Annotated in this window: 11 protein-coding genes and 1 riboswitch; all 11 genes read right to left on the reverse strand. The window is 41.5% G+C overall.

The window, feature by feature from the left end:
* Positions 1-6: 6 nt before the first annotated feature.
* The 11 genes from HNQ80_RS17915 to HNQ80_RS17965 all read right to left on the reverse strand — a co-directional run bounded on the left by HNQ80_RS17915 (position 7) and on the right by HNQ80_RS17965 (position 16,151).
* Positions 7-3,108, reverse strand: a complete 3,102-nt coding sequence (locus tag HNQ80_RS17915; protein ID WP_207727078.1) for an AAA family ATPase — start codon at positions 3,106-3,108, stop codon at positions 7-9.
* A gap of 19 nt (positions 3,109-3,127) precedes the next feature.
* Positions 3,128-4,660 carry a putative polysaccharide biosynthesis protein gene (locus HNQ80_RS17920; RefSeq protein ID WP_184312051.1) on the reverse strand — a complete coding sequence of 511 codons (1,533 nt, stop codon included), beginning with the start codon at positions 4,658-4,660 and terminating at the stop codon, positions 3,128-3,130.
* Positions 4,661-4,772: 112 nt separating this feature from the next.
* On the reverse strand, positions 4,773-5,390 hold the full coding sequence (locus HNQ80_RS17925; RefSeq protein ID WP_184312052.1) for a cyclodeaminase/cyclohydrolase family protein: 618 nt from the start codon (positions 5,388-5,390) through the stop codon (positions 4,773-4,775).
* Positions 5,391-5,545: 155 nt separating this feature from the next.
* The gene (gene hutI, locus HNQ80_RS17930) at positions 5,546-6,811 is read right to left on the reverse strand and encodes an imidazolonepropionase (protein ID WP_184312053.1); all 1,266 of its coding nucleotides are present in this window, start codon (positions 6,809-6,811) and stop codon (positions 5,546-5,548) included.
* Positions 6,812-6,815: 4 nt separating this feature from the next.
* The gene (gene ftcD / locus HNQ80_RS17935) at positions 6,816-7,721 is read right to left on the reverse strand and encodes a glutamate formimidoyltransferase (protein WP_184312054.1); all 906 of its coding nucleotides are present in this window, start codon (positions 7,719-7,721) and stop codon (positions 6,816-6,818) included.
* 128 nt (positions 7,722-7,849) lie between these two features.
* Complete coding sequence (locus tag HNQ80_RS17940; protein ID WP_184312055.1) at positions 7,850-9,877, reverse strand: urocanate hydratase; 2,028 nt, start codon at positions 9,875-9,877, stop codon at positions 7,850-7,852.
* A 167-nt stretch (positions 9,878-10,044) separates the two neighbouring features.
* The gene (locus tag HNQ80_RS17945) at positions 10,045-11,730 is read right to left on the reverse strand and encodes a formate--tetrahydrofolate ligase (protein ID WP_330602936.1); all 1,686 of its coding nucleotides are present in this window, start codon (positions 11,728-11,730) and stop codon (positions 10,045-10,047) included.
* 174 nt (positions 11,731-11,904) lie between these two features.
* Positions 11,905-11,983, reverse strand: a riboswitch (ZMP/ZTP riboswitch).
* Positions 11,984-12,066: 83 nt separating this feature from the next.
* Positions 12,067-13,137, reverse strand: coding sequence for a stalk domain-containing protein (locus tag HNQ80_RS26050; protein WP_184312056.1), 1,071 nt, complete (start codon positions 13,135-13,137; stop codon positions 12,067-12,069).
* A 173-nt stretch (positions 13,138-13,310) separates the two neighbouring features.
* Complete coding sequence (locus HNQ80_RS17955; protein WP_184312057.1) at positions 13,311-14,552, reverse strand: anti-sigma factor domain-containing protein; 1,242 nt, start codon at positions 14,550-14,552, stop codon at positions 13,311-13,313.
* Positions 14,521-15,276, reverse strand: coding sequence for an RNA polymerase sigma-I factor (gene sigI / locus HNQ80_RS17960; protein ID WP_184312058.1), 756 nt, complete (start codon positions 15,274-15,276; stop codon positions 14,521-14,523). Before sigI ends, HNQ80_RS17955 begins: the two co-directional genes overlap by 32 nt.
* Before the next feature lie 173 nt (positions 15,277-15,449).
* Complete coding sequence (locus HNQ80_RS17965) at positions 15,450-16,151, reverse strand: DUF554 domain-containing protein (RefSeq protein ID WP_184312059.1); 702 nt, start codon at positions 16,149-16,151, stop codon at positions 15,450-15,452.
* Between the last annotated feature and the right edge of the window lie 13 nt (positions 16,152-16,164).

Genomic DNA, 16,164 nt, shown 5'->3' on the forward strand with positions numbered 1-16,164 from the left:
GATGTTCTACCCCTTACCTCTTCCTAGTGCCTTTAAAATGTCTATTTCATAGCAATTTTTTGCTTTCTTGAGGAGGTTGATCCCTTGATCACAATATACCTCCACCGTATCTTGCAAATGCTTTTCAAAAACCTTTCGAATTCGATCATTGGATACCATTTGTCCTCTTATTTCAGCCTTTACCCTATAGATCAGGCCCTGCTCATAAGGGCTCTGAAGCTTTTTGCCATATTCCTCGGCATTTTTTAAGGAATCCAAAGCTTCCTGATATTTCCCCTCTCGAATCAGCAGCAACGCCATATACCCTTCGGCCGTAGACCTTCCCAAAAAAGTATCCACCTGTCTATAGGTTTCGATGGCCTTGGTAAAATAATTCTTAGCCCGATCATAGTCCCCCATATCAAAGGCTGCTTGCCCTGCATTGGTATTAAAAAGGGTAATCCCCCGAAATACCTTCTTTTCATTGCAAATGTCCATGGCCTTATCATAGTAATGCAATGCACTGGCAAATTTCATATTATATCGGCGGATTTCTCCCATATAATTATAAGCCGCCGCAATATTTAAGGTATATCGATCCTCCCGCTGACTTAACATCTCGAAAATATGAATGGACTCTTTTAAGATTTCCTCTGCCTCCTCATAGGCGCCTATCATTAGTCTCTGCAACCCTTGCAGTCTTAAAAAAATCCCCATCTCCTTCTGATGCTGCATCTTTCGGGCTAAAGCGATCCCCTTGGTCAAGTATTCCTGCATCAATGTGGTCTGGTGAACCTGTATTCCGTAGTAAACCATTTGCCGATATCCCTTGAGCATATAACCATCATCCGCTATTCGTTCTGCTCCCTGGATCATTTTCTGAATTGCTTCTATGCCCTGGCTGTATTCTCCTTCCTGAATGCAGTATCTCCCCTTTGTATGATAAAACGCAATCTCTAGTTTTGCCAGTCCCTGCTGATCTTTCTCCGTCTTCTGCACGTCCTTTAATTGCAGTTCCAAGTCATTTAAATACTTCATAGACTCTTCTTGATTTAGATAGATGATTTTCTCATCCTCCATATTCTCATCGTATAGAATAGGAAAAAGTTCATGACTAAAATCGGAGTACTCATCCAGATGCTTAATGCGGTATTTTAATGCCGCCAATCGATTGCCACCGTTAGAAAAATGATAAATCAATTTGGAATAAATAAACTTATCTCGATAATCATTTTGAAGGTTTTGTTCCAGTATCTGCCCGATACGATGATGGAGCACCTTTTTTCTCCCTGGTGATTGAAGCCCATAGATAAATTCCCTCAGCTTATGATGGGTAAATTCAAAGCTGATCTCTTCGTTTTGTTCAACCTCTTTCAAAATATACCTTCTTTGCAGCTCCTCCACCCTATCTAAAATCTCCAATTCATCTTTCCCACTGATGGTCTGAAGCATATCCAGCGTAACCCGGTCAAAGAATAAGGCCGCAATGTTTAAGAGCTTCATTCCTTCCTCAGTAATGTCCACGATCCTGCTCTTTAAGATATCTTGTCCAGTACCTGAGATTTCCCCTATCGTCCCCTTCTCCTCCATCGTTTTCAGGAGCTCTATGAGGAAAAATGCATTACCTTCTGTCTCATGATAAATTCGCTCTTTGATCTCCTTTTCAATTTCTCGCCCAGGCAGCGCCTTCTCAATGAAATCCGCTACCTCTTCCTTAGTAAATCTTGTCAATTCAATCTTATCCAACAGCTGGTCCTTCACCATGTTGGTGACAAACTGCTCTATCCTCTTATCATGACCATTTCTACAGGTGCCTACCAGCATGATCCGATTTTGCCCTTGATGGCGCAGCACAAAACTTAAAAGCCCGATACTGGTGGCATCCATCCACTGTGTATCCTCGAACACCAAGAGTATTTTTTTCTTCAAAGCAATCTTTTTCATTATGCCCAAGATTGCTTCCTCCGCCGTATGATATTTCACTCGATCGATTCCTTCCACAGGATTATCGCTCAGCCCTGTAGCCTCTGGATCGAATCCCGGAAATAGGCGGAGAACAATGCTTCTCCAAAGCAGAGGAATCATGATCTTTTCTTTTCTGACAATCTCCCCTAGATCCATGAAAATCTGATGCCAAGGTTTTAAGGGATAGATTTCTTCTGCTTGATAACAATTGGCCTGTAGAATAAAAGTATCCTCTCCAGAGACCTCCTCTAGAAATCGTTCTTTCAATTTTGTCTTTCCAATGCCCGCCTCTCCAATAATCAGTACAGAAGGTACTTTTTGCCCCTGTATAAAACGATCATAGTGTTTTTCCAGCATCCTTAATTCTCCATGGCGTCCATAGAAAAATCCTTTGTTTTCTTGCTTTTCCCTCTGGGTATTTTCTCTGCTTCGTTTCCCTAAGATATCCTCATAGACCGCCTTGGTCTCATGGTCAGGCGTGATTCCCAACTCTTGCTTTAAAGTCGCTTCCAGCCTTTTATAAAGCTCAGCCGCCTTATGATAGGCACCTTCCTTGCCATAGGCATCCATAAGCATACGATAGGCACCCTCATCAAAGGGTTCCACCTCTACCAGCAGCTTTCCATAGTATTTTACACGCCGTAATTCTCCCTTCTCTCGATACTGATACATCCGTTCATATAGCTTTGATATATAAAGGTCCCGATAGTACTCTCTGCTTCGGAACATCCATTCTTCAAACTTCTCTCCATCTTTCACCAAAAATCCCTGAAGAAATTCACCTCCGTAGGCATCCATTCCCTTTTCCTCATCTGTCATGAACTGTTTTAGATCCGTGAAGATTTCAATCTCTGGATTAATCATGACCAAGGACTTCTGCGGTGATATGATGATATCCATATCAAAGGCCTTCCGGATTTTGTACATGGCATGGCGCAGGTTCTTCTTAGCCGTTTCCTCTTCCACCTCACCCCAGAGCAAATCTACCAGTTCATCCCTGGAAGCCTGTCCGTTGACGACCAAATAGTAGAATAGGGCTTCTGCCTTCCGAAAGGGGAAAATCACCTGTTCCTGATCTTTAAACACCATCGGCGCCTGCAGCATCTTTACTTGTATGGAATGCATCTCATCACCAGCCCGTCTAATGGATTTCTTTATATTCATTATATACGATAATGAATGATTAAAAAATATTTTTGAACCAATGGATATCTTCTTTTGTTATACCATTAACCAGTATCAAAAAGGTTACGTATAAAATGCAGATTAAGAGTACTCCTATGGTTAGATTGGTCTTCATCGGCAAATGATCTAGGTTATTGATTTCAAAGATTAGCTTCGTTAAAAATCCTGAAGCAGCGATTGAAGTCATAGGCATCACGATCCAGTGGAGCGTTTTAAATTTTAATCTGGTCACCTTTAACAGCCTGCCGATGCTTAAAAGAGAATTTAAAATATTGCTTATAAATATGACGATGATAAATCCTGTGACCCCCTTCATAGGAATGAAATAATAAATCATTCCGATTCTGGTTAAGGAATCTATGGTATTATACTTTAAAGAGCTCATCTGTTGATTCAGTCCCTTCAACATGCCATCAGCAATCCTGTCTAAATACATGAAGGGAACCAGGGGGGCAAGGAGCTTTAACAGGATCCCTATTTCTTCATTTTTATAAATGACCATCCCCAATTCCTTCGAAAATGAAACAAAGATGCCTGTAACCAGTATTGCCAGCAACAATGTCAACTGAAATACCCTGGATATGGCATAGTTAATCCTATTCGTGTGGTTTAGTGCTCTGGCCTCTGAAATCTCTGGAACCAACAGCGTCGAAAATGCAGATAAGAACACGGAAGGAAAAGTCAATATGGGCATTGCCATCCCTTTTACCATACCGTATTCTGCCAGAGAAGCTCTATTGGAAGCGCCAAACTTTTCGAAACCCGCGGGTATCATAATATTTTCTACAGTCTTTAGTCCTGATCGTATGTAGGAGCTTGCAGCCACGGGTAGAGATATGTTTAAAATCCTTTTAAATACCCCCTTTGGCTCAACCTTCAAAATATCATATTTTACACATTTCCTTTCTTCCCATTGATAAAGCATGAGCATATATCCACAGGACGCAATTTCAGCTGCAGTGGTTCCTACAACCACTGCAGCACAAGCATATTCCAACCCCCTAGGAATAAAGATATTGATTGCATGAACAATGATAAATATCTTTGTAACTTCCTCCAGGATCTGGGCACTAGCAGGCTTGATTACTTTTCTCACCCCATAGAAATAACCCCTTAGGCATGAAGATAGGCCGATAAAAGGCAGGCTCGGCCCAAGAATTTTGAGGGGGATAATGGTTCTAGGATCATGAAGCCATGCTCTGCCGATATAATCTGCATGGATAAATAGCAGTACAGAAACAGTTGTGCTGAGCACTGCACTGAAGGTTAATGCCTTTTTCATAATTCTGTTTACCGTCATGGGGGTGCCTCTTCCCCTCTCCTCTGCAACAAGTCTGGTAACCGCAGTACTTATGCCAGAGGTGGCGAAGGTAGATGCCAGCATATAGATTGAAAGTATGAGTTGATACAAACCCATACCTTCTGCACCTATTTTATTTGAAATATAGACTCTGAATGAGATACCAACGGTTCTTAGCAATAGAGAAGTTCCCATCAAAATAAATGTATTTACCACCAATATTTTTTTCAAATCATTACTCCTTACTTGTTTTTCTATCGATAAACTATATGCAAGGAATAATGCAATTATCATCAGTAAATATGTAAAAGACCACGGCCTGACATGGACCATGGTCTTTACTTTAAAGAACTACCTTCGATAATATCTCTTGCTCGATACTTCCTACCTTAGATTCCAAGGCTTCTACTTCCTTGCTTACTTCTGTTACAAAGCCTTGATCTTTGATAGAGCCTAAGTTGATCTTTACATTATATAAAGCTGAAAGGACAGCGGTTCTTGTCATCATAGCTGCCACAGCACCGTCTGTCACTGCATTTTTATTTCCCTTTTCTACCACGGCTGCGATGGATTCCATCATGCTAAAAGCATCCCTTGCAACCTCTAATGGTACCAATGCTGCCTTTTTTGTGGCCTCTTGAATCGCAGCTTTTCTCGCTTCCATCTCTTCATCGGTAGCCTTTGGCAACTTGAACGCTGCCATTACTTCATTGAAGGCATCAGAATCACGATCGATATCTTCTACAAACTTAGCTCTGAACTTAGCACCATAAGCTGCGATGGACTTCATTTCCTCTTCTACGTCTTCATAGTTTTTTTTACCAATCGTTAGGTTTGCCACCATTTCTGTTAATGCGGCTGCAACGCCTGCACTCAGGGCAGCCACACTTCCGCCGCCAGGTACCGATGCACTGGAAGCTGTTTCATCTAAAAAAGCCTTTACACTCATCTCTGCTAACATATGTATACACCCCCGCTTTTATTTTCGGAACGGCACAGGGGCCGTTCCCTACAATATTTTCCCCTTCTATAACGGTCGGACAGGGTCGTCCGACCCTACAAAGGATATCCTTCCCAACTCTTATCTTTCAACTTTCAACTTTCAACTTTCAACTTTTAACTTTTAACTTCTTTATCAAACACCAATACACCCTTTTTCACTACCTTCTCCACAGTGCTTACGGCAATATGATATGGGATATACTTATAGGATGGGAATTCAAGGATAATGACATCCCCCTGTTTCCCCACATCAATGCTTCCGATTTGATCGGCTCGTCCCACGGCTGCTGCTCCATTGATGGTCAACGCCGTCACCGCTTCTTCGATGGACATCTTCATGTATAGGGTTGCCAAAGCAAATACCAGTGGGATCGACTCAGTAAAACAGCTGCCTGGATTTAAATCCGACGCCAAGGCCACAGCGCAGCCTTGATCGATCATATATCTTCCTCTGGCATAGTGCTCCCGTAAACTAAAGGCTGTGGCTGGCAGCAAAGTCGCCACAACTCCCGCTTTCGCCATATCTGCAATTCCTTGGTCTGAAGCTTGCAGCAAGTGGTCTGCAGAGACAGCACCCAATTCCGCAGCCAGCTCTGCACCGCCCAACTGGACAATTTCGTCGGCATGGAGCTTCACTTGCATGCCCATTTCCTTTGCCTTGATCAACAGTCTTCTAGACTGCTCTACAGAGAATACATTTTTCTCGCAGAAGATATCACAAAACTCTGCCAGATTTCTTTCTGCTACCGTAGGCAATACCTGTTCAATCAAGTAATCGATAAATTCGTCTTCCCTGCCCTTGTAATCCTTTGGTACAGCATGGGCCCCTAGAAATGTTTTTACGATATCTATGGGATGCTCTTGGTTTAACGTATCCATGACCTCAAGCTGCTTGATCTCTGTATCATAATCCAAACCATAACCACTCTTGCCCTCTACAGTAGTCACCCCGAAAGAAAGCATAGAATCCAGCCTTTTCTTCCCTACGCGATGGAGTTCTTCCTTTGTGGCTTCCTTTGTGGCTCTTACGGAATTGATGATGCCGCCGCCTCTTTCCATGATTTCCATATAGCTGTCTCCACGAAGCCTCCAAGAGAATTCCTCGGCACGATAGCCTCCAAAGACGAAGTGAGTATGGGAATCTACAAATCCTGGCAGCACAGCCTTCCCTGTGGCATCAATCACTTCATAATCCGATTCATTATAATTCTTTAAAATTTCCTCCGTAGTTCCCACCGCTTTGATGATGCCTTCTTCCATCACCACAGCGCCCTGGGGAATCACATGGAGATCATTCATTTCCTTGCCTTTTTTTGCTTGAAAGCCACTGCAGGTAACTAATTCTGCAGCATTTTTGATCAACACATTTCCCTTCTTCATAGGCTTACTCCATCATTCTAGATTCAAGAATTTGCTCCATGGAGAAATCCTCAACACCTAAGTAATATACCGCTGTATCAATCAATGCTTCCATTGGTACCAGTCCGATAATCTCACTGCCCACAATACTCACACCATATCTTCTAGCTTCGATTCGAATCAATTCAAATGCTCTGTAAAGGGCTGTTTTTGTATAATCCGTCATGTTCATGGAGATTTGCACAATGCCTCTGTCCTTTAATTCAATACCGATAGCCTTGCAGAATCGTAAGCCTCCGTTTAAGAAGCGCACATTCTTGGCAATTTTGTTGGCAATCTCAATATCATTGGTATTTAAGTTTACATTGTAAGCTACCAATGGCATCCTAGCACCCACTGCTGTGGTTCCAGCTGTTGGATGAATTTCAGCAGGACCATAATCTGGCGTCCAATCTGCCTGCTTGATCTTATCTACCATTCCTTCGAATTCTCCCTTACGGATATTGGCTAAGTTCTCCCTTGTAGGATTGGTAGCTGCCTTTTCATAGAGGAAGATTGGCAATCCATACTTTTCAGATGCTTCTTTGGCAACTTCCTTAGCCAATTCAACAGCCTCTGTCATGCTTACATTTTTCACTGGAATAAAAGGTACCACGTCTACGGCACCCATTCTTGGATGCTGGCCTTGATGCTTTGTCATGTCGATTACTTCAACAGCTACGCCCATTGCTTCAATCACTGCATTTTTCACAGCTTCTGGTTCTCCTACAACGGTAACCACCAATCGGTTGTGGTCTTCATCCCTGCTATAATCTAAAAGCTTTACCCCATCTTTTCCCCTGAAAGGGCTCACGATTTTCTCGATTTTTTCTAGGTCTCTACCTTCACTAAAGTTTGGCACACATTCAATGATTTTTTTTACATTACTCATGGATACTCCACCTTTCGTATTAGATGTTAGTGGTTAGTAGTTAGTGGTTAGTAGTTTTTAAAACCTTTTTCTAACCTCTAACTTCCAACCTTTAACCTATCTCCTATCTCTTTTCTCTAATCCCAATCTTATTTCCTAAACGCTTTTTCTACAAGATGCTTCACTAAATCTTCTTTTGGAATGTATGGAAGGGTAATATGATCCGTACCCATGTTATCCTTATTGAATTCCATGCTTGTGGAGATGGAGTTTTCATTTCTCGCCCAAGCACGTCTTGCCACACCGCCCATCACATCCCATGGCATGGCAGTCTTCAAAATATTGTCTACTCTTTCGCTGCCATCTAGTACCATGCCAAATCCACCATTGATGGATTTTCCGATACCTACACCCCCGCCGTTATGGAGGGCAATCAAGCTCATCCCTCTGGCTGCATTTCCAGCAAAGCACTGGGTCGCCATGTCTGCCATGACATTGCTGCCGTCCTTGATGTTTGAGGTTTCTCTGAAAGGAGAATCCGTTCCGCTGACATCATGGTGATCACGACCTAGCATGATAGGTCCTACGTCTCCATTCCGCACCATTTCATTGAACTTTAGTGCAATCTTTGTTCTACCCATGGCATCCTGATACAGAATTCTTGCCTTGGTACCTACCACAAGTTTATTTTTCTCCGCATCTCGAATCCATACATAGTTGTCTCGATCTTGTCCTCTGCGATTTGGATCAATACAATCCATGGCTGCCTTATCGGTTTTTCTGAGGTCTTCCTCTTTACCGCTTAAGCATACCCAGCGGAATGGCCCATAGCCATAGTCAAACAATTCAGGACCCATGATATCCTCCACATAGGACGGCCAAATAAATCCATCCTTGTCATCAATACCATTCTTTGAAATTTCTTTTACCCCTGCATCATAGATGGATTTCATGAACGCATTCCCATAATCAAAGAAATAGGTTCCCTGATTCACAAGGGTCTTTATCACCTCAAAGTGACGCTTCAAGGTCTCATCTACCCGCTTGATAAATTGTGCTCTATCACTTTTTAACATTTCTGTTCTTTCTTCAAAGGTCAATCCTTGAGGACAATATCCGCCCTCATATACTGCATGGCAGGAAGTCTGATCAGATAACAAATCAATTTTAATGTTATTCTTAGCCGCATACTCTAGCAGATCAACGATATTTCCATGATAAGCAATGGACATGGCTTCTCTTTTCTCCATATACTCTTTGGCAATATCAAAAGCCTCCTTCATATCAGCTGTCACCCTTTGTACCCAGCCTTGGCTGTGTCTGGTTTCTATCCTGGAATAGTCTACCTCTGCTACGATACCTACCCCATTGGCAATCTCCACTGCCTTTGGCTGTGCGCCACTCATACCACCTAGACCAGAGGTCACAAATAGCTTGCCCTTCAAATCTTCATCTTCAGGAATACCCAATATCTTTCTTCCCGCGTTTAGCAGTGTATTAAAGGTACCATGGACAATCCCCTGTGGTCCTATATACATCCAGCCACCAGCTGTCATCTGTCCATAGTTCGCCACACCCATCTGCTCTGCGATGTCCCAGTCCTTTGGATTGTCAAACATCCCTACCATTAAGGCATTGGTAATGATCACTCGAGGAGCATCTGGCTTTGATTTGAATAATCCCAAAGGGTGGCCAGATTCAATGACCAAGGTTTGTTCATTGGTCATCACTTCAAGGTATTTCTTAATCAATTGATACTGCATCCAATTTTGACATACCTTTCCCGTTTCCCCGTAGGTAACCAATTCATAGGGATATAGGGCAATATCAAAACATAAATTGTTGCCGATCATTACCTGGAAGGCTTTTCCTTCAATACAGTTTCCTTTATATTCATCAATAGACTTGGCTTTCAGATCTCCTGCCGGGCGGAAACGATAGCCATAGATTCTTCCTCTTGTCAACAACTCATCTAAAAACTCTGGCGCCAATTCCTCATGAAACTCCTCAGGTATATAGCGGAGAGCATTTTTCAATGCAGTTTCCGTCTGAGCAGGTGTAAGCTTAAAGCCCCGATCAGGGGCTCTTCGAATCCCTTCAATAAACTTTGGATATTCAGGCAACACGCTATCTAACTTTATGGTCATGGCCTGAGAAATATCATAATTTGTAATCATTCTATTTACCTCCTTGTTTATATAAGCTAATAGCTGATAGCCAATAGCTCGTAGCTATAATATTTCTTATATTTTAATGATTAGGCATTAGTAGAAGTTAGAGACAAAAGGCTTCGGATGCGCTTCATCCTTTTACCACTAACCTCTAACTTCTAACAACTAACCCTTTAGAACAATCCTGTAATCACACCATTTTCATCGATATCGATTTTCTCTGCCGATGGTACCTTTGGCAAACCTGGCATGATCATAATCTCTCCAGTAAGGCACACGATAAATCCTGCCCCTGCGGATACCCTTACTTCCTTTACATTAATCTTAAATCCTTTTGGTGCACCTAGGAGATTTGGATCATCCGATAAAGAGTATTGGGTTTTTGCCATACAGATGGGCAGCTTATCCAATCCCAGCTCTTCTAGTTTCTTGATTTCCTTTAGCGCTTTGGAAGAGAATACGACCCCATCGCCGCCATAAATCTCTTTTACAATGGCGTCTACCTTCTCTGGGATAGAAGCCTCCGTTGGATATAGGTGCTTGAAATCTGGTGACGTACCATCGACGATTTGAACCAGCTTCTCTGCCATCTCAATGCCGCCTTCGCCGCCTTTTGCCCAAACTTCATTCAGTGCAACTTCCACACCATATTCCATACATTTTCTTATCAATACTTCGATTTCAGCTTCAGTATCGCTGACAAATCGGTTCACTGCCACCAATACAGGTAGCCCGAATTTACGAATATTCTCCACTTGCTTTGCAAGATTGGCAAAACCTTTCTCAATGGCTTCTACATTTTCCATGCTTAGATCAGTTTTCTTTACGCCGCCATGCATTTTCAGTGCACGGATGGTTGCTACAATTACAACAGCAGCTGGTTTTAGACCACCATAACGGCACTTGATATCTAAGAATTTCTCTGCTCCAAGGTCTGCACCGAAGCCTGCCTCTGTTACAAGATATTCACCCAACTTTAATCCCAGCTTTGTAGCCATAATGCTGTTACAGCCATGGGCAATATTGGCAAAAGGTCCCCCATGGATTAGGGCTGGCGTATTCTCAAGGGTCTGTACAAGATTTGGCTTAATAGCATCCTTTAACACGGTAGCCATGGCACCCTGAACTTTTAAATCCCCACAAGTAACAGGTTGCCCTTCATGATTGTAGGCAATAACCATTCTACTTAATCGATCCTTTAGATCCATTAAATCAGAAGACAAGCATAAGATCGCCATCACTTCTGAAGCCACGGTGATCATAAAACCATCCTGCCTTACAAATCCATTGGCTTTACCCCCTAAAGCGACAACGACTTCCCGTAGGGCTCTGTCATTCATATCCAAAACTCTTTTCCAAACAATTTGTCTTGGATCTATATTCAATGTATTTCCATGATTGATATGGTTATCGATGGTCGCTGATAATAGATTGTGGGCTGTAGTAATAGCATGCATATCCCCTGTAAAATGAAGATTGATGTCTTCCATAGGCACCACCTGAGCATATCCACCCCCTGCTGCACCACCCTTTACACCAAATACTGGTCCTAAAGAAGGTTCTCTTAGGGCAATAACAGTTTTCTTGCCAATCTTGTTAAGGGCTTGACCTAATCCTACAGTGGTCGTTGACTTTCCTTCTCCTGCTGGCGTAGGACTGATTGCTGTTACAAGAATTAATTTGCCATCTTCCTTGTCTTTTAATCGGGTAAAGATACTGGAATTGATTTTGGCTTTATATTTTCCATAAAGCTCCAACTCATCCTCCAATATGCCCCAATCTCTCGCAATGTCTCCAATTGCCTTCATTTTGGCCTGCTGTGCGATTTCGATATCGCTTGGTACCTTGTTTACCATCATAACCACCCTCTCTATGTATTTTCCCAATATTTCATGTTTGAATTATACTATAGTCCTCGTCACCAAAGCGTCGAATTTTGAAAATAGGCAGAATATTTCTCCATCATCCGGCCTTAGTATATCCGTTAAAAATGTTTTTTATTTTTTTCTTAACTAACGCAAAAAACCGCCTGGGTTCTATGCCCAGGCGGTCGGCTTTTCTCCGTCACACTCCCCGTGGTTTATTCCACTTCCGCCAGTCGTGTGACTTCATTATGTTTTTAATTATAAAATAATCTTTCATTTCAATCAAGGAAAAAATGCCACGATCATTGTATGTGCAATTACATGTACTTATCATTGAGCTGTTGTCTCATCTGTAACTGGCTCAACATTTGCAACCGTTGCATCCTCCGTGTCTGTATCAGTATCCGTATCTGTATCTGTACTTGGCTCTACGGTCACCGTTGTATCATCATCCATTGTCCCATCTGGTTCCACAGTTACAACAGTCTCTTCTTGATTTTCAACATCTGTGTCATCTGTTTGTCCTTCTTCGATGTCAATAACACCCGTTTCCTTATCATATTCTACATTTAGGCCTAGGGTTTCTGCTATAAATCTCAAAGGTACCATCGTTCTGTTATTAATCATTCCTGGGCGTACATCAAGTTCCTTTTCTTCGCCATTTACTAATACTATACCAGTTTTTAAATTGAAAATAATCACTACCCCATCCTTCTCGATGGTTACTTCTTGTGCTTCTCCATTCCATTTTACTTCTGCGCCAAGCCCTTCAGTGATGGCCCTTACTGGAATCAATGTTCTTCCCTGCTTGATCACTGGTGGCACATCAAACTTGAAATTTCCTTTTTTAGAATAAATATTTTCCACTGGAATCACTTCTACATCTGTCTCTGCCTGTTGGATTTCCTCTGCCACCTGCTTTAAAGCATCTAGTTCTTCTTGAGTATATTTATTCTTAATCACTTCTTTCATTTGCCCTTTAATGTCATTCATTTCCGCTTTAAGTTCTGTCATTTCAAGCTTAGCAGCAGCCACTGCTTCTTGAGCAGCTTTTATTGCAGCCTCGTCACCACTGGCCTTCGCAGCTTCATAAGCAGCCTCTAATTCAGCTAACTTACCTTCAACCTCCTCTTTTGAGGCTTCTATCGCATCTTTATCAGCTTCTAACGCATCTTTTACTGCCTTCCATTCTATATTTTTCACTTTTTCTTTGATCGTTTCACTTGTTGATTCCACTGTGCTCTCATCAGCTTCCACTGTGCTCTCACTATCTACCTTTACTTCTTTTTCAACTTTTTCCTTTGGAGCTTCTGTCTTACCTCCCTTTGCCATGGCACTAGCTGGCACTGAGAACATACAGGCTGCAATAACCGTCAATGAAACCACTTTTCTCCAATTCATCTTTTCATCCTCCTTTATGTATTTCCGCTTTACGTCATAGGAATACGACTTTTCTTAATTTTTTAGGTGCCTGTTTCATATTTTCAAAAAATTTGTTTGTAAGTGTCAAAAAACTTGTAGCCATAGCATACTACAAGTTTTCTTCATGGACAATGCGCCCTATTTCCTAATTTCTATTTCTTCTCTTTTATTTTTTCCTTTTCTTTTTCCTTCAATTTTTCGTTTTCTTTTTCTTTCTCTTTTTCTTTCATTTTTTCTTTTTCTGCTGATCTCTTTGATTTTTCTGATTCCTCTTCATCCTTAGATGCTTCCTGCTCTTTTTCCTTTTGTGTCCCATGCTTTTCTTCATCTTTTTTTTGCTCTTGAATCATCTCATCCTTTTCCAATTGTTCCTGATCACTCTTTTTTTTATCTTCATCTTTCTTTTCTTCTGGAGGGGCTATTTTTTTCATTTGACCCGGAGCTGTTTGCAATCCAGGAGCTTTTTGGAGACCTGGAGCCGTTTCTTGTCCAGGAGGATGATTTTCCTTTTTCTCCTTTTTCTCCTTTTTCTCCTTTTTCTCCTTTTTCTCCTTTTTCTCCTTTTTCAGTGGCATCTGATCTTCTGGTTCTTCTTTATTATTGTCTATTTCTTCTGAGTTCGTCCTTTTCTTTAATTCTTTCGCCTTTAATTTTCCAATACCCTTGTCTAGGATTTGTTGTGCCTTTAATTCTTTCACCTCTTCAATGGTAAGCTTCTCTCCATCCTTTTCCGCTCTTTTGAAAACCCCATACTTTCCAACAGATATATGCTGATCTCGAGCTTTCTGAACATCTTCTGTTTTTCCCTGGAGATGGGCGACTTGAATCTGCTTCATTTCTATTTTTTCTTCCAGCTTCTGCTCTATTTTCTCTACAATTTTCTTCCCATCAAGGAATACTTTTTCTGATGTCATAGTCGTAGAAATCAATACCGTATTCCGCTCTTCTGTCAGATAGTCCAATTCCCTTGCGTTGCTCACGATGGTCAGGACTGCCTCATCAATAGCCATGCCTACAAGACCTTCTGATATAACCTTCTTTCCGTCCTCATTGATAGGAATTACTTTCAAAACTTCTTCTTCCTGATTGATTTCAAGCTCTACACTGGGGTTGATATCTACACTGACAATAGCCGCTGTACTGGCAAGAACCCTTGTGGTATTCCATGAATTTAACCAAGTCATGGAAACAATCATAACCAGGAACATGGCAGCGGCCAAACCAATGGTTCTCACCGAAATCTTCTTTTTTCTGTAAATGTCTTCATGAACAAAGATAATTTCTTTTCCTACATCCAGTCCATCTTTTTTTACAACCTTCAGATATTCCATAGTATTTGTCAAAACAACCGCAAAATCACTTTCAACCTTCACCACGCATCCTCTGTAGACCATCCGCAACACCCCCTTCTATGGCAAGAATATAATTTTTTAAAAGTTCTAGATCGCTATCTAGAATCAATATGGCGGCAATGATGAATTTCCTACTGCGTTTTAACATTTTTAATGTCACATTCAACTCTTTCGTAATTTTGGTGCCAGGCAATGTTTTTTTACGAAACAATTCTTCCTTTAAACCTTGATGGGCTGCAACATATTTTGCGATCTTTATGCTATTTATCCTGGTATCTACATGCTTCGGTGCTTCATTGACCAAGTCCGAAAAGGTAATATCAAACGCCCTTAGCTGTTCTTCAAAAGCCCTCATCTCATCCTTTAATTCAAAAGCATCTGTAAAGTCCTCAGTTTTTAACTGAGCCTCGATCTGCATTTCTTGCTCCTCATCATACTGACTTATGGGAACAGCCACCATATGCCTGCTGGCCCTACGCAGACAATCGGTTACCCTGCTTTTGATTACCAACTCAGCAAATCCGATAAATGTACCTCTAGATCCCTCATATTTGTCAATGGCCTCATTGAAGGCCTCCAATCCAACACTATACTCCTCGCTGTTCTCTGATTCTACGTAGCGATTGGTCGTATTGGACACGGTTTTTATAATAAAGGGTATATATTCTTCAATAAAAATTTCTCTTTCTTGTGAATCTCCATCCTTAATTTTTTTCAGTCGATTTGTTAAGGAGTCTTTCCTGAGAAAATTCAATAGGCGCGCCAACCTGTATGCACCTCCTTACATTATAGATGTACGCTGCTCTATCTTCTTTTAGGTCCCTGCTTCTAGTTTCTTAGAGGGAATTATTCCCCAATATTTTCATGTTCTAGATAGAAATTGAAAAAGAGACTGCTTTGTCTCTCTCAAGTTCTATATCCTTATTCCATGACGATGGGTTAAAATATTTTGAAATATAATAGTTTCCCTATGTAGTATACACATGGAATAAAAATCCCCGGAAGCATATTTCCTACTTTCAATCGCTTTACCTCAATCATATTCAGGCCAATGGCAAGGATCAGTAATCCACCTACCACCGACATTTGACGGATTACCTCATCAATCAAAAAGACCTTCATCACAGAGGCTGTCATGGTAATCAGTCCTTGATATACAAAAACTGCCACAGCCGATAGCATCACACCGATTCCCATGGTGGACGTAAATGCGATGGAAGTAATCCCATCCAGTACCGCCTTGGTATACAATGTTTGATGATTTCCTACCAATCCGCTTTCCAATGAGCCCACGATAGCCATAGAGCCCACACAATACAGCAAGCTAGCGGTAACAAACCCCTTGGCAATGCCGCCTTCAGCTTTTCCCATCTTTCTTTCTATCCATTTCCCTAAACTTTCAAGGTGGTCCTCAATGCATAAATACTCTCCTACCAAACTTCCTATAGCTAAGCTAAAAAGTACCAGTAGTACATCTTGATCCTGAATCTTTAATCCACCCAATAATCCCAATAATATAATCGCCAAACCCATGGATTTCATCACAGTATCATTATATTTTTCAGGGATTCTTCCACCGAAAATCAAACCTATAATACTCCCCCCCACAATGGCCAATGCATTTACGATTGTTCCCAGCACCATTGTTTCCCCC

Source organism: Anaerosolibacter carboniphilus, from assembly GCF_014205875.1.
In the GTDB taxonomy this organism is placed as follows: domain Bacteria; phylum Bacillota; class Clostridia; order Peptostreptococcales; family Thermotaleaceae; genus Anaerosolibacter; species Anaerosolibacter carboniphilus.